Below are 19,467 nucleotides of genomic sequence, written 5' to 3' on the forward strand. Positions count from 1 at the left end.
TTTATCCCTGACTAACAACAGTCATCATGTTTTTAATCTGTGATGTCAGAAACGTTAAACTGGACTGATATTTCACTGAGTTATCTGCAAAATTAACACGCTCGCGATCCATATCTACGGTATTACCATCAGCGCTGGGTTGATCGGGTATACGATAAAGAGGTCGCGGATCACTCATTAAATGCGTACTGTCAGCAATATGTCTTTCAGAGGTGACCGTCAGACTCATATTATTGTCAGCAGCCTGACTGCGGTTAACGGCTTCCTTTAACTGTTGCGAAAAATCGATATCCCGTGCGAGATATCCTGGTGTATCAGCATTCGCGATATTAGAAGCAAGGATGCCCTGGCGTTGCGTCAGCAGACTCAACGCATGCTGCTGAAACCGGAATTCACTGTCGAGTTTATCCAGCATGAGATAAAACCTTTCTTGTTTATTAACAATATTGCGGTGCATTTTATGGTGAGAGGTCGAAAAAACCATAACGCAAATATGCGACAGCAATGACGTCAATTAACCAGATTGTTCCCCAAAATCGCATACAAAAAACACTTTGATATATTTTGAAATGTCTATCCGGTAAACAAGCGCTTTTATGCCATCACATTAGCGAGTAAAAATTTTGTTTATCAGGATATATTATTGTGCATTTCTTAAGTCGAAAGCTTTTCTGACGAAAGGTCGATAACAAATGTTATTTAAACGTTTACCCCTGGTTTTATTACTTTTCCTGATCGTTTATCTTAATCTGACAATCCTGGCTCATGCCTCACAGTCAACCAATCAGTCGCTGCCGTCACGTATCGCATTGCTGCTGGCCCCCTATAGTCAGGGAATGCCACAATTACAGGTTACGATCCTGACGCCTGCCACTCAGATGGCATCATTGTGTGAGAATCCGGCATTGCGTTTGCCTGGCCATCCAACAAAACTAAGCGGTAATCACAGCGTTATTGCCTCTTGTGGAACACATCAGAAATTCATCCAGGTTTCTGTAAGCGCCACCGCGACATACTGGCTGGCAGCACATGAACTTACGCCAGGGCAAACGGTAAGTCAGAATGATATCCAGTCACAGCGAGGGAATATTGACCATCTTCCAGCCGATCTCATCCTCGACCCACAGAAGATTATTGGTGCGACACCAACCCGATGGATACAACCAAATCATCCTCTGACTTTCAGCGAACTACGCCAACAATGGGTGATCCACACAGGTGAAAAAGTTGATGTTATGACCAAAGGCGATGATTATGAGATTCATACCATCGGAAAAGCATTAGACAATGCAACCCTCAGAGAGTCATTTCGTGTACAAATGCACTCCGGGCAAACCCTGCTGGCGACAGCCGTAGGTAACGGTAAGGCATTTATCAGCCAGAACGACTGACTTCAGTTATTTCCCTGTACGCCGATATCCATAGTAACCATTCATTATTATTTCGAATCAGGATAACTATGAGTATCGAGCGTATTTGCCAGACCTCTCCTGTACAGGGAGCTGATATCCGACAATCAACGGATTCACGTCAGCCTCAACCGCAGGATGGATCACTGCGATCCGACGATCAAGATGCCAGTGTGCATGTTGAATTAAGTCATCTGTCTGACATGTTTACTTCAGATGATTCCAACGATGTAGACCACGCCCGCCTCGCCAAAATCTCTGCGCAAATAGCAGCCGGAGAATTAACCCTGGACAGTGATCATATCGCCGCCCGGTTGGTTGATGAGATTATTCGATTTTCATAAACCAGGAGCAACAAAGTGAAAGATCAGTTAGAAAAAAACCTTATTAAATTACAAACACTTCTTGATGAGCTGGAGGGGACCTTGCTGGAAGAAGTTTCCCAGCTCAGCCGCGCGAGAATAAATCCAGTCTCGCTTCAGGTTATCTCTGACAATAAAAGTCGTTTGTTGGCTGCAATTAATTTTTATGATGAAGAACGTAAGCATGCAGAAAAAAATGCACAGCTTTATATTCCTTATAAAAATAATGCCAGACTTGCCACTCGTTGGGAAGGAATTACGTTGGTGCTACGTCGTGCAAGTGATTTGAATCAAAAGAGCAATCAATTACTCGAAATCCATATGGAAAGAGTAACCACGCTGAGAAAATTAATAGTACAAACCGGAAGTATGCCATCACTTTATGGAGAAGACGGCGATCATTCTTATCATCATGTTGGAAATAGTTACCGGATTTCTGTATGAATCTGGCGATGATAGCAGCCAGAAAACCTCTGTCACTCCGCGCCTTTATAATCGCCACCATCCCTGCCATTCTGTGCATTTAAAATCCACAGATGGCAGGAAGATATGCGTATTAGTTTTCATTAAATCTCATTGCTTACATGTTCAAGTGATTGTTCTTTCATTTTCTTGCTTGCGCGAGAAGGTGGAAAACAAAGGCTACAGGTAAAGGTGTGTAAACTGTATCCTGGTGTTGTGACAAAACTGCCACCGCAACCGCAACAACGCGTCAATTCAACCATTCCGCAGTCAATAAAGCGTAACAGCGTCCAGGCTCTGGTTAAGCTCAGGATAGACTTTTCACCGGATTCCTTCTGGATCTGGTCCAGATACAGTCGGTAAGCTTTGAGCATGACTTCGACTGGACGGCCAAAGTTTTTCTTTTGCAAAAAGCGATAGATGTTATAGAAAATCGAAGAATGAATATTCTGTTCCCATGACATATACCAGTCAGCAGAAAATGGCAGCATACCTTTTGCAGGTGAACACCCTTTAATTTCCTTGTAAAGTCTTAATAACCACCGACGACTCAGATTAGTTTCACTTTCAAGAACCTGCATTCTGGCGCCAAGATTAATCAGTTCCATTGCAATTTGAGCATCCTTAACTTCATTAATAATGCTTTTATCACTCATAATCGTACCCTCAAATGGCAATGTTTTTCTGTTCGGACAAGGAATCCAGTAATTCTGTGGAAAGAATAATTCCAGTGTGAATACGTTGCAGAGCATCAATCCTTGAATCTCTGGTTAAACAATTAAGTATCATTTCACTGTCTATACGTAAACGACAAATTAATTGTCCGGTAGATGACAGTTTAATCAACTGGGGAAGAGATAAACCTACCAGAGATTCCATTGTCGCTTCATTTAGTCCCAGTCTGAACCCGGCAGATATTTTGTCCTCCAAAATTAATCGTTGTGCCAATAAAAGGTAAGTCAGATTCAAATCATGGATTGCTTGTGATTGTTCAGAAAGTTCAATCGCATTCATTACGTTATTTCTCCAGACAGACTCTTATCGAGTTCGTTTATTAATATTTAGACACAAAATAAAACATTATATTATCACCTGATTCTACTAAACACATCAGGTTGGCTTACTGATAAATATTTAAAGATGACTGCTTCAAAATAATATTCTGGCGTTGGGAAACCTATGTTTTTTGCTATTAAATGCAAAAAAGCCATCTAACATATTATTTTAAAAGAAAAAATTTATACTGTATACGCAGACATGCCACTCTTATGGTAGTCACCATAAATGTCGATATGGCATCACAACACTGTGAGGATGATTTCAATTTTACATAAAAGGTCATAACTCTTATGAATGGTGATAACTATGGGTTATTTCCAGAAAAGCAAAATGCCGTTGAGTTATTTCATGAGTTAGATTTTAAACAAATGATCTCGCTATCAAAAGACCTTAGGAATCATTTCATGATAAAATGTTATTTCAATAAAAACAACATGTTACATGCGTAACATAAAAACATTCCTAATGATGTTTAAGTTATAATTAAGTATCTTGTACTGAGAAATGATACTTTACAGTAAATTCAACTGGCTTAAAGTGATTTCATTCTTAAAAGCTGTCATCCACCTTTCAATTGAGTTATCAGACAAATACTTATTTTTGTATGCATTGCTGCTTTTCGTTGATATCAGGTCATTCAAACAGGAAAGGTAGTGAAAGTGAAAAACGTCGACAGGAGGCACAGCTACGCCATCTCAGACGAAAACGTCAGGAGTACTATGCCTTTAGCATCACCGGTAAGCAGGAAAATAGCAGGATGAAAAGCGCCGTGAAATGCTCTTCAGAGGTCTGAAAACAAAATGGGGACCAGTAAATGGTTAAGCCATTAAAGATAAGGTCTGACAGTAAAACAGCGGTTATGTAGTGAACGACGACTATAGTGCCGGCTCTCTCTTTTCCAACGATGGACTAGCGCGTGAAGGATCAGAGAGCCGTTATTGCTATTGCCGTAAAATAGTGGTCAATATTTATTATATGACCACTACAGTGACAGTGTTCTGACAGCACTTCCCGGAATGGGTTCGTACTCTTATGCAGCTAAAAACGCCCTAAATACGCAAAATTCATTCTGACTACCAGGCGCTATACCCTTCCCTTCTACACTATATGGTACAGACTCCCATTCTCAGACCTACTTTTAACAGTTCAATGCCACTATGCACATCCATTTTTTTCATCAGATTTAAGCGGTGTGTTTCAACTGTTTTATTACTGACGTCCAAAATCTTTGCGATATGTTTGTTTGTTTGCCCATCTGCAATAAGTTGCAGAATTTGTCTTTCACGCATAGTGAGAAAATTACAAGGGACGGGTTTTCTTGTGGTGGGCGATGTCTGAAGTAAACCATCATCAAAATAATGAGTATTATTATAAATATTATCAATCGCATGGTTTAAATTTTCAGGAGGGCTGGTCTTCCAGACAACGCCCATAGCACCGGCATCAATGAATTTGTTTGCATCTATATACGGTTTTTTTTCCATATATGATATTAATTTTGATTTTATTCTCATAGAGCGTATCCAGCGTATCAGTTCAATGCCCTCCAGACCATCAGAGAACTCACCAAGAATCAATACATCCGGTTGATATTGTGAACAATACTCAGCTGCACTCAGAGCATCAGTGAAGGTAGATGATATATCATAAAGAGATGGATACTTTGATAAGAATGTTACAATTCCATTTAACATCAGTGGATATTTATCAGCTACCACCACACTAATTTTCTTCATTGTTTTCTTCCTTTTCTGGCGAATCCCTGGATCACCCTACAAATTTTAGGTGATTAACCCTATTGATTGTAAAAAAAACAAATTATATAGTCATGATGAGAATATGATTTGTATTTCATAATAACTGTTATAATCCTGTGTAAACATCCGCTCATAAAAATATAATTATATTTAATAAGTGTTAGTCGTTTATCAGAACAACTATCTACCCTGATAATTGCTCAATGCTGTTGGACTCGCTATTAACAGAGTTACCTTGTTGTTTACACCATTAGATAGTGATTTATTTCATAAATATCATCGTCCAGTAACCTACCACTTGCATACCGTTATGTAGATTACGTCCCTTCCGCAGCACCTGATAATCCGCTGACCATATAGTCAGTTTCGGGCTTGCCTCCACTGCGTCATTTGCAGAGCATTACAGGACAGCAACACCATCATCCACGATGATATCCATCAGTGGATGCCTCAACACGGCCAAAAGTCGTTTACCTCCAACAGGTACAGTTAGTCTTCACTTGTACGTAATCATGTGATGACGTTCTGTTTTAGCAGGTTCTCCATTACTGCCAGACGATGCTTACAGTAGCTAACCAGGCTGTTTCTGGCGGAGTTTTCTCGTGCCTGAACTCTTTATACCATCGGGTTGTGTTGCCTGACGGAGAACATTGCACATAACGGTGTTGTAGTACTAACGGAACTGCTGTCGTGGTGTGGATAGGCAGGATCGAGTTCATGGCAGTAACCGCAACATCTGTGCGCTGCCGCGAAATCAGGGTAAGTGCTGTTACGGGGTATCCTGCTGGTTGATACTGTTCTGTTATGTGGAGTCACCTCTGGTTCAGAGTTTACTCACGTCGTAAGGAGTTGCGGGTAATTATTATGTTCGTTTAGATCATAAAAGTTGATCCTAAATAGATCCATTTAAGATCCTAAATAGATCCCCGATCGCTGTAGCCTGCGCCCACTCTGCCTTTCAGACGATATCGATAAGCTATAGTTTGTAAAATATAAGCTATAGTATGCACATATATAAGTTGTAGTGAGATAAACCCAGGCTGTAGTTTGCTATCTATATAAGCTATAGTGTGCATTCACTATAAAATGAAGCGATACATATAATGAAATTTTTCCTTATTTTATAATGAGATACATACAATAAGATAACGTTATACAATAGTATCAACAGGTTATGCACAGCTGTATCAACAGCGCATTTTTTTGTGCTATTAGCTCGGTTATATGGACTGGGTGCCCAAACTTGGAGCTGGTTTTGGAAAAAGATATTGATATTAAAAGCTTTTTTGATGAGGTGGATAAACGAACAGGAGAAGTCGTTTCTCTTACTCCAAATGCAAATAACACAGTACAACCTGTTGCTCTGATGCGTCTGGGGGTATTTGTGCCTACCCTCAAATCGCTCAAAAACAGTAAAAAAAAATACACTCTCAACGACAGATGCTACTGAAGAGCTGACCAGGCTCTCACTTGCTAAGGCTGAAGGCTTTGACAAAGTGGAAATCATTGGTCCGCGACTGGATATGGATAATGATTTTAAAACCTGGGTTGGAATCATTCATTCCTTTGCAAAACATAAGGTTATAGGTGATAAGGTTCAACTTTCTTTTGTTGAATTTGTAAAGCTTTGCGGGATACCCTCAAGCAGATCCTCTAAAAAGCTTCGTGAACGCATCAGCCCTTCATTAAAACGAATTGCCGGGACAGTCATTTCTTTTACCAGCCAGACTAAAGAGTATACGACTCATCTGGTTCAATCCGCGTACTACGACACCGCTAAAGATATTGTCATACTTCAGGCCGATCCCCGGTTATTTGAACTTTATCAGTTTGATCGGAAAGTCCTTTTGCAACTGAAAGCGATAAACGCGCTGAAGAGACGGGAGTCTGCACAGGCGCTTTACACCTATATAGAAAGCCTGCCCAAAAATCCTGCGCCTATCTCAATAGCGCGTTTGCGTGCCCGACTAAATCTGAAATCGCCTGTTTTTTCGCAAAATCAGACGGTTCGCAGAGCTATGGAGCAGTTGAAAGAGATTGGATACCTCGATTACACGGAGCTGCAACGTGGCCGTAGCGTGTATTTTAACGTGCATTACCGTCGGCCTAAGTTAAAAGCGCCCCGCTCGGATAGCGATGCCTACGAGCAACCTGAGCATATAAATGATTCGGTTGACTCTTCGCTGATTGAAAAAGTTAAGCTGCTTGAAAAGCTGGGAATTGATCTCAAAGATTTGGAAGCGCTTCTGAATCTTCGTAAAACATAAGCTGTAGTCAGTAACATACTCATGGATGCTCACTATAGCTTATATTCAATGGGATAGTGCTTCTCAGATTTACAAAACTGGCATTTTTATATCTCATATAACTTATTGAAAATTATATATTATTCTTCACTTTCTTACATCAGCAGTGGTACAGGCCTGTATTGCTGTTGATGTCTTTTAAACTACGTTATGCATAGTCTGCTCTTCTCAATTGTGTTTGTATCGACGAGTTAAGCTGTACCGCTTTATATGCGATAAACAATAAAAATCATTTAAATCAATCAGTAATGGTAAATGTGTCAGGTTTGAGCGTCAGTATTAATACTGACTATAGCTTATATTTATCTTATAAATATCGACCCTGCATCCTCTCTATAGCTTATGTTACTAGCTATAGTTTATGTTACTGTCTATAGCTTATATTACTGCCTATAGTTTATTTAGGTGAAACTAACGTACTGATATCCCGGAAAAAGCTGATAGAGAAAGGTTTTGGATAACCGAGCTCAGAAGTGAAGGTTCGCGGCGTGGTTATCAGGTAAAGAGTGAGCGATAACTGATAAAGTGCTTATAGAGTGCTGTTACATTGATCGGGGGAGCATATTCATGGGGGGATTAGCTAAGGTATCTGTGATATCTGTATGATTTATCATGCATATTTTTGTGGCTGCTCGTTATTACAAAAAATGAAAGGTCACTCTGATGGTTTCCATAACATAATATCTACTCTCTATAGTTTATGCTGCTCGATATAGTTTAGATTGTAATAATATGCTTATCTCCAGCTTCGTTTGAGCCGACTCATCTTTGTATCATTCTAAATGAGTTTATTAATAAACCGTAAATAATTCATAGTGATAACTATCTTCTTGCATAACTGGTTTGGATAGCTATTGATTATGTAAATTTCTACTACCCTCATTTGTTAATGATGGCGTGTTACTCACTGTAGCTTATCATCCTGAACAGATGTGTTCTGTCTATAGTTTATAATAAGATGCAGAATTCTTTATTATCATCAGTAAGCATATAAATAATCGATTCAGGTATTAATACGGATCACTACAACCTACTAACAGTTTCCAATGTCTTTTTTCCTTTCAATCAGTTATTAGCAGGATTGTTTTCCTCATTTGCTTGTACCTGTCTGTAGTTAAACCACTTTTATAGTACTAATTTTTGTATGGGAATTAATCTTCTTTGCTTGCGATTTTTAGTTCGTTTCTGATACCTCATAGTCTGTTGTCTGAAGTGATGATAATAGCATCTGTATTCTTTCCTAAGCTTTTGCCTTTAGTTTAGTTCGCCACTTTGTGGAACTATGGCATTATTTTTCACTTCATATGCTACTTTCAATTATTAGTAACCATAATCAACCTTTTCTTCGCTCGATACGTGTTGTCGACGAACAAACATCAACTAATTGCTTTAGCTGAGTGTAACTGTGCCGATTTCACCGTGAAATTGATGTGTAAAAACAATATAAATCAATATGTTATTGATGGTTTTTCTATGGCGAAATCGTCAGAGACAACAGATGATGCGGTAGCCTGTCACTTTGTGATTTTTAGCACAACTAGCCAGATTTTTATTACCTGTGCATTGAATCCGGAGCTGAAGGCGAAATTCTTACGTCAAATTTGTGAACTACACAGTAGATCAATGAGCCGGTTAACTGAATAGCCAATGAATGACCTCGTAAAAATAAGAGACAATGAGTTGGTTTAAATCGTGCTCGCTTAAAAGGTTATTTATATTTAATGTTGTCATAAATGTGATGAGGTGCCCGAAGTAAGAGCTGATTCGACGTATGTTAAAGGGCTGACAAAAGTATGCTGATCCCGCATTACGCTGCATTTGACGATTTCACCCTGAAATTTTTTGAAAAAATGCAGTAAATCAATGGATTGCTCACATTTAAGATTGGCGAAAGTTCCTGAACGTTCACGACAAAGAATGGGGCTGTAAGCGCATAATTTTTCTGAGGGTAAAACTGCATTGCTAAAAGATAGATTATCGTAAGGCGATAACCTGATAGAAAAGATGCTTATTTCAGAATGTAATGGCTACTGTATACCACGAGTTCCGCATGTGACTTTTCAGGAAAGAGAGAAGAAGCGTACAGATAATTACTGAACTGTTTGCCTGTAAATGGTATTGCGCTATCGGATGTTTGAGCCTGTGGCGCCTTTATGAATATTGGTAAGTTTGAATAAAAGGGCTGAAAGGATTTGGCGCCGTGGGAGCCACTGATTATGTGTTCTGTGCTTGTTGAGTAGTTGTGCAGACATCTAAAGTTCAGTGTGCTGATCCTGTTGAAAGGAGGATATCGCATATGTCAGAAAAAGATGGCCAGAGATGCTCTTCTGTATGTGTGATGAGTTATTCAGACACCGTTGCATTGAATGGAACAGATGCGTATTCGACTAAATGCGGGATGGAAACTGCAGCGGCAAATGTAGATTGTGGCAGCGTTAATACTATTGCCGATTATGTAATTAATGCCGCCTCTAACATCATCATGCATGTCATTAACCAAAATTTTGGCAAGGGACAAAAAAGAGAAGCGCAGGTCATTACGGGTTTATTCATGGTATCGTCGCAAATAACAAAGATGCCTGAAAGCGTAAGAAAAACAACGTGCTCAAAAAAACTATGCTGGAACATTGCGTTACTTAGTCTCTCAGAAGCATGTCAGTTTAACGTTATTTGTATCCGTAAATGATAAAGTTGATTGCATCAATCATCGACTATTAAACCGATTGCTTGATATTGCAAAAAAACGCTGATTATCAACAGAACTTGCTGCAGACGTTTCAGCTCATCGATATCAACTTCTTTATGCATGGTGTTGATGATAAGGAGGCAAAAAAAACAGGGATTTGCGGGACATTAGTTTTTCGTAATGAGACTTCATCACACGATAGTAGTGACATACCAACATCTGTCCAGTTTCCCATTCAGGTAGACGATGTAAGTAAAAAAACTTACGTGCTGTCATTTATCAAAAAATATTACTATCCAGATCCTCATGAATGCACCATTGAAGGTGATTTTGTCGGTATCGCACGAATAGCAGAAAAATTAGATAAAGCACGTCAGCAAGCTTTAATCGGGGCAGAACGTTACCAGAAAGCTAATAATAAGCTTAATGAATCAATTACGAACTTATTGCACGATATAACGCAATGTATTTCTGGCGTATTTGAGCTGAATGACATAGAGGCGAATTTTAACAGGATTTATCAGTATATAGATGTTGTAAAAAAGGAACATGAGAACAGAAATGAAGAATATAAAAAATGGCAAAAAGTGGTCATTACAGTACATAGATTATGCAAAAAAATTCTTAGATAACACACTGACTATACAGGACTATATAAGTGCTGTTTTGGCGATTGCTGCGGGGCTAAATGCTTTAGGTGATGACTATGCTGTTGTTGCCAGCAGGTATCTTGGTTCAAAAGGCTTTACCATGGATAGTCATGGTAAAATTAAAGCAAAATTTAGCATTCCTTCCATCTTAATAAATGGGAAATTGGCAGATTACAATTTTGAATCTGGTACAGAAATATCGATTCTTGCTGAGGCTGAACGTTGCTATTTAAGCTGTGAGAAAACTGAATTTATTTGTCAGAGTCATGATATTGTCCCTGCCGTTGACTCTTCTCTTGAGTTCGAAGTTAAACAAATCATTGAGCAAGTAATTTATTATAAGAATAGCGGTAATGAACTTATAAAGCGTGGCGCTGCCATTTTCATTGAAGGGTTAGGGTAGTTACAACGCCGTGTGACTCACTATCCCTGAGGCTGGGATTACCTGCTCAGGGCATTCCTCAGATATTTTTCACATAAGCATTTCATCGACTTTGTATCGGTTCATCCTCGATACAAACGCCTCCATCCACTATTGATATCCCCTGAGAACAGCCTTCCTGGCGCTTTCCGCTTAAGTTCGTGACTTTTACTCTTTAGAATTTTTCCCTTTGTGCCGATTTGTACAGTAAGTCAATGTTCGTGACGGCAACATTGCAGTCTGGCTTTATGCGTATACCCACAGAAGAAGAGTATGTTATGTCCCGAACCATGATTATCGAAAATCAGAGTCAGTATGTTGAGATGAAAAGCAACACATCGCCGTTATTCAGCGAAGATGCAGCGAGCACAATAGCGATGAAGAAGGCGCTATTCCTGGGGAGGGTGTATGGTCTTAATATCATCTGGCAGCCGGTGTTTCCCGAAGATATCGTTTACTGATGAATTTACCAATGAAATCTCTGGCTCATGATTACAGACCTGACTACAGGTTTCTCAACGCGGGAATAATGTTCTGGACCCTGGCATTAATTTTCTGGTATTCAGGAAAACTGTTTATCTCATCCATATTATTTTTCTTCATAATTTGCTCTTTCTCCACTCATTTTTTACAGAAAAGGATACTCATGATGTTTAATAAATCTAAAGCAGCAAAAGATAAATTAGAAATAGTGTCAGAAAAGGAAAGTGCAGACATCAGTAGTCCCTTAAAGAAAATTGAAAACAGAAATTCAACTAGTGAGAGTGGAACAGATAGTACGGTTATTGCCAGTGATGTCGTCTTTGATGGAAATATAAACTCTAATAAACAAATATATATCTATGGTTGTGTGAATGGGAATGTCCTTGCTAAGGATGGACTGGTTAAAATAATGCGTAATGGCGTGGTGGAAGGCAATATTACCAGTCGGGAATTAATTGTTGATGGCGTTATAAAAGGGCACTGTCAGTCTGATTCTGTCGATATTTATGAAAACGGACGACTTGATGGCACATTAGTTTATGTTTCTTTATCTATTAAAAAAGGCGGTGTTTTGACTGGTAAGGCTGAAGTATTAACCCCTAATCCAGCAAAGCAAAAAGTTGTTGATCTAAAGAGTGAGAAGGTCATTGCCGTTCCAGAGCAAGCTGCAGTACGTGGAAAGTGATAAACTGAGCTATCTATATTTTTCTTGGGAGATCTCCAGTCCATCCACGCATCGGATGTCCTGAAGTCCTCCCAATTTTTTGTGTTGTCCGCACACAGGGATTGAACGCCTCAGGAAATCATCAGACGCCTGGCTCCCAGATAATGGCGGCGGTAAAAATCTTTTTCCAGGCTGACAATTTTGACATTTTGCCCCGTATGTGGCGCTTCTATGAAATGACCATTTCCCACATACACACCGACATGATCGACTCGTTCCCCATGCATTGAGAAAAACACCATGTCACCGGGTTGTAGAAGCATATAAGGCACATGGTGTGCCTGTGGCATGGAATACATACCGGCGGCGGTCCTGGGAAGGGTAATGTGAAAATTCTTACGCCACGCGTACCAGATAAGACCACTGCAATCAAATCCGGTTTCAGGAGAAGCGCCTCCCCAGCGATAGGGTTTACCCAGCTGTGCCATCAGCGTATTAATGAAGATTGTATTGGGCGACAATTTATGTTGTTTTGTCGATTTTAATGTCGAGTGGGATGTTTTTGTTTTGCGATGATGATTGACGACAGGAGTGTGTCTGACGTGGTGGACCGGTGATGCCAGTGTTGAGGCATGGTAACCTAACATCAGTAAAAACAATAAAGAACGATGATGTCGATACATAATGTAGACCTCTCGTTAATTTGTAGAAATTCCGATGCTGTAAATTCATCCGATGATTTCTTTAAGATTTCTTTGAACCCGAGAATTGGCACGATGTGTAAAACCGTTAACGCTGGACCGACTTTTGAACGGGTAGAAAAGATCGGATTTTGTACGTCTATCATTGCAAGGTGAGACAGGAATATCCTGATGGTGTCGTGATGAAATTCTGATGAGAAATCATAAAGCAGGACTTGTTACAATGAATCTACTTTGCTATTCGGTGATGGTGAGAACGTGGAATCCGGGCTGTGTTTCCTTAAAGTAATCTACTCATTGGCGTGGCCATTTAGAGATATCACCAGTGATTTATTTGTTAATGAATTGTACGGCTGATAGTGATTCTATTTTATTTAAGTTTGGATTTAGATATTTTATAAAACAGTAGTAACTGAATGAAATTAAATAAATATAAATCAAATTACTTGTAAAATACGCAAGGCATGCATGTCCTGGTTAACACAGGAATGAAGTGCTTGTAAGTAGTGAATTAAACACAGATTGCCGTCCACGTAATTTATACTCAATAAAATCAATGGGTAAGCTTGTCCAGTGACGGCTGTGGTGGTGATGTATCAGCTTCGGAGTATTAAAAGATATTATTAGTTACTGCGATTAATATCTGTGAACTTACCGGTTGGTTAGGTGTCTTGAGTTATTGAAAACAAGCTATTTTGGCATCGATTAAATATAAGTGTCTTTCGTCGAGAAAACTGCATGCCTTTTTTGAGGGACGACACCTGTATATAGCTTCGATGGGATATTTATTAAAAACAATCTATTCTTTTAGCCAGGAAAATAAAAATGAAATTTACGCTAAGTCAGTATTCTCTGCTGACCTGTGCTTTTTTTATTGCGCTGTCTGGTAATACTCAGGCGGCTACGACCTATATGGAAGCCAGTAATGATGCGTAGTGGGGGGAACGGGGGTAGCATCGTCGCATTATTGTGCGGCAGCACTCGCTAACCCGGCACTGATGACAAATGCCACTGCTTCCGATGATTTCAGCATGATTATGCCGTCAGTCGGAGTACAGGCATCCGATCCTGACCATCTGCAGGATGGCGTGGATGGTGTGAAAGATGCATGGGATCGCTATGAGGCAGAACTGTCTGCGACTGGGACACCTCCGGAGGCAGCGACCGATCTGCAACATCAACTGGAGAAATTTAAAAATACACAGGTGAATGTACAGGCCAGTGTGGGCATGGTCGCGGCGGTCCCTAACAGTCAATTGCCTTTTGCCCTGATGATGAAGTCATGGGGGACAGCAACGGTAGAGGGAAAAGTCAGTAATCATGATCTGCAATATCTGGATGATGTGACTAAGGGTAAAATTATTCCAACAGCGGATGACCCTGATACGTTGACATCGAGGGCTTACGGTCGAGCGGCGGCGGTAAGTGATGTCGGAATTGCCTTTGCCAGGGCATTTGAGACTAACGGATTCAGGTATTCCCTTGGTGTGACACCAAAATATCAGCGTGTGGATTTGTTTAATTACAATACCACGGTACAACATTACGACAGCCACGATTTCCGCAGCCGTGAATACCGTAACACGACTGGCGGGGCTAATGCCGACATTGGTTTTACCACAGAACTGAATGAACACTGGATGCTGGGGCTGGCAGGACAAAATATTGTTCCCCGCAGCATTGATACGAAAGAGGTTAATGGGCTGAAAGAAACCTTCAGAATTCGCCCGCAGGTGACTGCCGGGGGCTCATGGCATAACGGAATCGTGACGACTGCGCTGGATGTAGATCTGACGCCGGCCAGTGGTTTTATCCGTGATAAAAAGCGTCAGTTTGCGGGTCTGGGGGCTGAATTTAATGCCTGGAATTGGGTGCAATTACGTGCGGGGTATCGTCAGAATATCGCCTCTTCAGAGGGCAACGCATTTACTGCCGGTATCGGCATTTCTCCATTCAATGTGGTGCATCTTGATCTGGCTGGTCTGGTAGGTGCTGGCCGGACGTACGGTGCAGTAGCCCAGTTGAGCGAGACTTTCTGACAGAAACCAGAATCCGGGGCTTACAGTAACATATTGCTGTTTTAGTTTGGGCATATAGCGGCGCTGTGAAAAATATAGTGAAGCGTATGCCCGTAGTTTTGTGGCAAGCTGTCGATGTATGATGTCAGTAGGGGGAGCTATATAGCAATACAATAATGTACCGGTAATGAACAGAGATATATGGAAGAATACAAAAAGCGCAATGACTAAAATTCTAACGATAAAGATAATCGAACGTAATCATATTTAGATGATATTTTTTAGATAAAAAAATACCCACCATGATACATGGTGGGGAAATCGAACAATGAGTAGGACGGTTGTAGCAGGAGTTACCTCACACAAGAATCATTATTAACAGGATTAAAAATTGTGTATATAGGGCCATTGCCTGACGAAATTTAGTTTGATAATTATTCTTATCACTTACCTTACATAAGTACTTTGACTTTGGATATCCATCCCCTTTGTTGCATACAAAGTTCCATCCACTCATAACGAGTATGTTCATTTACATCAATCACATAACTTCGTAAGGCTGGTGAGCTTTCATACTTTTTTTTGCAGTGCTTGTTGTTGCGACATTTTTCAACGTGTGTTTCATAAACTGTTCTTTCCGCGACTCTATTCTTAACGGGATATTTCTCTTCAGCCAATGTTCCGCATTCATATTGTGCAGTTGAAAGATCCTGGGCATCATAGCGAGTGCGTTGCCATTCTGTTGTACATCCTGATAATATGAATGAGAATAGTAGTAAGTGTATTTTTTTCATATCATGTTCCTTATGTTCTGTTTGAGTATCGACTTCTTATATCACACACACTACGTTTGTCTAACTGAACAGTATCGTCGAAGCGAAAATTATCTTATTGACCTGTGTAATAAAAATAATGGAAAAATATAAAAATAGAAGATTTGTATCAGATATTCAATACAGTTGATTACTTATGTCTGTGATCATTGAAGGTGGTTAAATATGTCATAATCCTCAGGTGCTTAGACGCTAACTGGCATCAGACAGTTGTTATCACCCTTGTTACGAAATGATGACGAAAACCAGGATACGATAGTTCAGAACGTAAACTCAGTTATGGCTGAGTATGGAATGGTCATAGAAAAATAAGAGAAACAACAGGGGCATATACGGCGGAAAATCGTGGATGCGGGAAGCATGAAGTTACCGTAACAAAAAATAAGGATATCTTCTCAGTGAAGAACAGCAATAATACTCATTCCCGTCTGGTGACAGGAATGAATTATCAATGATAAATGTTAAGCTTGCGGGTTAGTTTTATTGTAAAACGGCATTTCTATGAGGAAACGGGGTATGGTGATCAATAACAAAACGGGTAACTTTGCCGGTTATAGAAGATAAATCGCAGCGGAAATAAAATGGAATCCATTTCTCCCCGGAAATAAGGTATTGGCCATTACCAGTTAGTCTGATAGGACTATGTAAAGTTAAAGTATTTTGTTCCCCGTCACTGAGAATGACTTTCTCGACGAGAGATTCCTGTCTTTGTATAACAGTCGTTGCAACGGGGCGGCATAAGAATTCTGCTATTTGATGTGCTTCAGTCCACTCGTTCTTGATTACCGTTCTATCTTGTTCATTACTGATTTGTGTTGTCATGATTTCTTCAAGATAATTTTTTTGCTGTGTAGTAAGAACTGAAGAAAAGGCAATTGTGGGAAGAATTAGTGCACCGGTAAAAAGGAATCTAGCTGTTATCATGTAATTCTCCATTAAAAACAATATAATCCATAATTATTGAACTATCAGATACATTCATTTTTGCACGAAAAATAATAAAATCTTGATGGTAATTATGAAATCTGGCATTACCTGTCATTTAATTACATCAATGAAGAATAACAAGTTGCTGGGAAATGTTGTTTTGGTTATAACGTAATGAAATGCACATTATAAGTGAGATAAACGATATCAAGGAACATGTTTAAAATTCACCATGTATCTCTGGACGTAACCAAAGATACCGGGGGGAACTGAGGAATCATGCAAGGTGCGCCTCGTCAGTAACCCGAACTTGTTGGCCGTGATACAACCTTGCCATTAAAGAAGATGAAAGATGCAATAGAGTTGCATTTTCTGCTGAGAAATTAGTTAGAAAATGATTTACGTGTTAATTATATTTCCTGTAAATGTTTCGTCTGGAATGATACTGTGGTTGCTATATTGTAGTGCTAATAAAAATATTCCCCTGCCATCCGAATGCACAGAGGAACAATAGCTGAAGCATTGCGTAATATTGAAATTTAATTGTTTGAATATCATTAATAAGGGCCTAAACTATTAGGCTAAATAAATAATTATAGGTATAGGGTGTGTGGATTGAACTCAAATAAAATTTAATATTAGTGAAACAAAGCGAGTAATTAAATTACGTCTTATCGCATTTCCAGCTCCTTGTGCATGAATGGTCATTTTATAACCTCGCTTGTAAATATTTTCGATTATCACTGGTCCACCTACAGCATCAATTTTTCTACGAAGCTGAAGAATAAGCTGTTGAATGTTATTATTACTGATTACCTCCCATCGTTCTCCCCAAACAGATTGAGCAAGTTCATTTCGTGGTAGAATACTATCTGACTGCTGCTTGTGCATCAGCGACGAAAACAATGCCGCTTCTTTTGGGCTTAATCGGGTCGATTTTTTACCAAACATAAGTACACCGGTTTCATCATCAAAATTCAATTCAGAGTTCATATTATATCTCCTTGCCAAATATGTATTACCATATAAACATTAATCTATTATCAATACGTGAAACTGGTTAAAACAAAATAATTAATAACCACCTGATAACAGAATTCTGATACTGTCATAATTATTTTTATGTCCCTGGTGATTTTTTTGTGAATTTTGGCAGGCACTTATGTAAATCAAAAGTTTAATAAGCAAGATAAAAGTTACTTGACGAAATGAAGTATACACAAAGAACCTAAGGTGATTTTTTCACTATTTTAAAATTAGCAATAATTCTGGATGCTATCAGCATCGCTATTTCCAGAAAGGAGGTAAAAAAACGACATCGAATCCCTGAATTCTTGCACACTGGCAAAATGCAGATTGTTGCAAGTATGCCCATTCATTAATTTCCATATTCACCGTATCGGATTCAGGTGAAGACTGTACAGTGATAAGACATGGGCTGATATTGATAATGTCAGTCAGATCTTTTTTACCTCATTGATAAAGCAGGGATACGAAACACATTGATGGTGCATACCAACCAATGACCCGCTGAGATTTCGTCTCTCGCCATAACCGAATCTACGGCAGAACCACTATTTACAGCTGTATTCATCAAGTCGTGGATAAGGTGACCAATCTGCGATGGTTTAATGCTGGCACTGAGCCTGGGCAATCATAATGGAGCTTCATCGTTCAGAAGTCGTCAATACAATCGCCAGCACATTGAACACACCTCCTGATGTTCAGGTGTTCCAGGCTCGACTTATCGTTGATGGATGTTGAAAACTTCAAGTTGCGTAGCATGATCCGCAGAAATGATAAAATCAAATAGCTCCAATGAGTACAGGTACAGTATTTTGTTTTTTTTAGTGAATAATTTTATTCCAGGAATTTAGCTAAAAGACGTAATTATTGTTTTGATATATATCTTCTTTTTTTCTTTTTTTATTATGTTTCCGATACTATTTCTGATTTACAGAGCTGTATATACTCAACTACAAGAATTTTTTGCTTGTGAACGATATATTTTCCTGAAAATGAGTTTAGTTTTGTAACTAGATTCAGGAATGACAGGGGGGATTTATATATCGTTATAAATAATGAGTAAGGTAATTATTGTGAAATACTGGTATTCAGTTAATATTCTGATGGCCATAGTTACTATGGGAATGTGGAATAATGCTGTTGCAATCGGCAAGCCAGCGCATATAGACGTTTATGCAGAAATCTCGGAAACAACATGTGATATAAATGTATCAGATGAGAACATAATATTAGGCACTTTCTCTGCAAAAGATTTTGCAACAGCGAAAACAAATGTTGGCGGAAAATCTTTTTCCTTGAGTGCCTCTAATTGTGCCGAGTCTGGTAGCCCTACAGGGGTAACCAATAGTGCAGGCGGTGTTTATGCAGAAGTTTTATTTAGTCCAGGAATGGCTATTCCCGGTGAAACAACATTATGGAGTAACACAGGGAAGAATGATGTAGGTGTCGTTCTTAGAGGCAGTGTGTATGACTTTGCTACTAAAACATCAACTACTGCAGATATTAAAAACAATGATTATATTCAGTTAGCAGATGTCTCTGCAGGAACGAACGTAAGTACAATTGATGGAAAACAAGCAATTATAACCGCATCATTGCAGGCGACAACTGCTTATACTGCTGCTGCACAGCATATTAAAGTACCTGTAGATTTCATGATGGTCTACCAATAGACACGAGGTAAGAGGCTATAGTGCTTAATT

Annotated in this window: 17 protein-coding genes and 2 pseudogenes; 11 read left to right on the forward strand and 8 right to left on the reverse strand. The window is 39.3% G+C overall.

What is annotated here, in order from left to right; genetic code table 11:
- Position 1: 1 nt before the first annotated feature.
- Positions 2-415 carry a flagellar basal body rod protein FlgB gene (gene flgB / locus CRI63_RS18565; RefSeq protein WP_130224617.1) on the reverse strand — a complete coding sequence of 138 codons (414 nt, stop codon included), beginning with the start codon at positions 413-415 and terminating at the stop codon, positions 2-4.
- Positions 416-692: 277 nt separating this feature from the next.
- Here flgB and flgA point away from each other — a divergent pair, with 277 nt between their 5' ends.
- From flgA to flgN, 3 genes are all read left to right on the forward strand, one after another.
- Positions 693-1,391 carry a flagellar basal body P-ring formation chaperone FlgA gene (gene flgA, locus CRI63_RS18570; protein WP_130224458.1) on the forward strand — a complete coding sequence of 233 codons (699 nt, stop codon included), beginning with the start codon at positions 693-695 and terminating at the stop codon, positions 1,389-1,391.
- A 68-nt stretch (positions 1,392-1,459) separates the two neighbouring features.
- A complete protein-coding gene (gene flgM, locus CRI63_RS18575; protein WP_130224460.1) occupies positions 1,460-1,753 on the forward strand; it encodes a flagellar biosynthesis anti-sigma factor FlgM in 294 nt (97 codons plus the stop codon).
- Positions 1,754-1,768: 15 nt separating this feature from the next.
- On the forward strand, positions 1,769-2,215 hold the full coding sequence (gene flgN, locus CRI63_RS18580; protein WP_130224462.1) for a flagellar export chaperone FlgN: 447 nt from the start codon (positions 1,769-1,771) through the stop codon (positions 2,213-2,215).
- Positions 2,216-2,337: 122 nt separating this feature from the next.
- Here flgN and flhC read toward each other — a convergent pair whose 3' ends face one another.
- The 3 genes from flhC to CRI63_RS18595 form a co-directional block, all read right to left on the reverse strand.
- On the reverse strand, positions 2,338-2,889 hold the full coding sequence (flhC, locus tag CRI63_RS18585) for a flagellar transcriptional regulator FlhC (RefSeq protein ID WP_130224464.1): 552 nt from the start codon (positions 2,887-2,889) through the stop codon (positions 2,338-2,340).
- A gap of 10 nt (positions 2,890-2,899) precedes the next feature.
- Positions 2,900-3,247 carry a flagellar transcriptional regulator FlhD gene (gene flhD, locus CRI63_RS18590; RefSeq protein ID WP_130209555.1) on the reverse strand — a complete coding sequence of 116 codons (348 nt, stop codon included), beginning with the start codon at positions 3,245-3,247 and terminating at the stop codon, positions 2,900-2,902.
- Positions 3,248-4,395: 1,148 nt separating this feature from the next.
- On the reverse strand, positions 4,396-5,028 hold the full coding sequence (locus tag CRI63_RS18595; RefSeq protein WP_130224466.1) for a response regulator transcription factor: 633 nt from the start codon (positions 5,026-5,028) through the stop codon (positions 4,396-4,398).
- Positions 5,029-6,343: 1,315 nt separating this feature from the next.
- Here CRI63_RS18595 and CRI63_RS18600 point away from each other — a divergent pair.
- From CRI63_RS18600 to CRI63_RS18625, 6 genes and pseudogenes are all read left to right on the forward strand, one after another.
- Positions 6,344-7,316, forward strand: a pseudogene (locus CRI63_RS18600) (RepB family plasmid replication initiator protein).
- A 2,335-nt stretch (positions 7,317-9,651) separates the two neighbouring features.
- On the forward strand, positions 9,652-10,041 hold the full coding sequence (locus CRI63_RS18605; protein WP_135520357.1) for a hypothetical protein: 390 nt from the start codon (positions 9,652-9,654) through the stop codon (positions 10,039-10,041).
- Between the two features lie 47 nt (positions 10,042-10,088).
- The gene (locus CRI63_RS18610; RefSeq protein WP_135520359.1) at positions 10,089-10,673 is read left to right on the forward strand and encodes a hypothetical protein; all 585 of its coding nucleotides are present in this window, start codon (positions 10,089-10,091) and stop codon (positions 10,671-10,673) included.
- Positions 10,603-11,094 (forward strand): hypothetical protein, encoded by a 492-nt coding sequence (locus CRI63_RS18615; RefSeq protein WP_135520361.1) that lies wholly within the window; start codon positions 10,603-10,605, stop codon positions 11,092-11,094. Before CRI63_RS18610 ends, CRI63_RS18615 begins: the two co-directional genes overlap by 71 nt.
- Before the next feature lie 266 nt (positions 11,095-11,360).
- Entirely contained in the window at positions 11,361-11,573 is a 213-nt protein-coding gene (locus CRI63_RS18620) for a hypothetical protein (protein WP_135520363.1), read from the forward strand.
- A gap of 185 nt (positions 11,574-11,758) precedes the next feature.
- Complete coding sequence (locus CRI63_RS18625) at positions 11,759-12,280, forward strand: polymer-forming cytoskeletal protein (RefSeq protein ID WP_165383557.1); 522 nt, start codon at positions 11,759-11,761, stop codon at positions 12,278-12,280.
- 110 nt (positions 12,281-12,390) lie between these two features.
- Here CRI63_RS18625 and CRI63_RS18630 read toward each other — a convergent pair whose 3' ends face one another.
- Entirely contained in the window at positions 12,391-12,942 is a 552-nt protein-coding gene (locus tag CRI63_RS18630; protein ID WP_135520365.1) for a C40 family peptidase, read from the reverse strand.
- Between the two features lie 843 nt (positions 12,943-13,785).
- On the opposite strand from CRI63_RS18630, the pseudogene CRI63_RS18635 reads away from it, so the two are divergent.
- Positions 13,786-14,999: pseudogene (locus CRI63_RS18635) on the forward strand (conjugal transfer protein TraF).
- A gap of 431 nt (positions 15,000-15,430) precedes the next feature.
- On the opposite strand, the gene CRI63_RS18640 reads toward CRI63_RS18635, so the two are convergent.
- The 3 genes from CRI63_RS18640 to CRI63_RS18650 all read right to left on the reverse strand — a co-directional run bounded on the left by CRI63_RS18640 (position 15,431) and on the right by CRI63_RS18650 (position 17,731).
- Positions 15,431-15,772, reverse strand: a complete 342-nt coding sequence (locus CRI63_RS18640) for a hypothetical protein (RefSeq protein WP_135520367.1) — start codon at positions 15,770-15,772, stop codon at positions 15,431-15,433.
- Positions 15,773-16,291: 519 nt separating this feature from the next.
- A complete protein-coding gene (locus CRI63_RS18645) occupies positions 16,292-16,735 on the reverse strand; it encodes a hypothetical protein (RefSeq protein ID WP_135520369.1) in 444 nt (147 codons plus the stop codon).
- A gap of 624 nt (positions 16,736-17,359) precedes the next feature.
- A complete protein-coding gene (locus CRI63_RS18650; RefSeq protein ID WP_130224482.1) occupies positions 17,360-17,731 on the reverse strand; it encodes a winged helix-turn-helix domain-containing protein in 372 nt (123 codons plus the stop codon).
- A gap of 1,106 nt (positions 17,732-18,837) precedes the next feature.
- On the opposite strand from CRI63_RS18650, the gene CRI63_RS18655 reads away from it, so the two are divergent.
- The gene (locus CRI63_RS18655; RefSeq protein ID WP_130224484.1) at positions 18,838-19,437 is read left to right on the forward strand and encodes a type 1 fimbrial protein; all 600 of its coding nucleotides are present in this window, start codon (positions 18,838-18,840) and stop codon (positions 19,435-19,437) included.
- Positions 19,438-19,467: the final 30 nt, after the last annotated feature.

This window comes from Escherichia sp. E2661 (assembly GCF_004745185.1).
GTDB lineage: Bacteria > Pseudomonadota > Gammaproteobacteria > Enterobacterales > Enterobacteriaceae > Escherichia.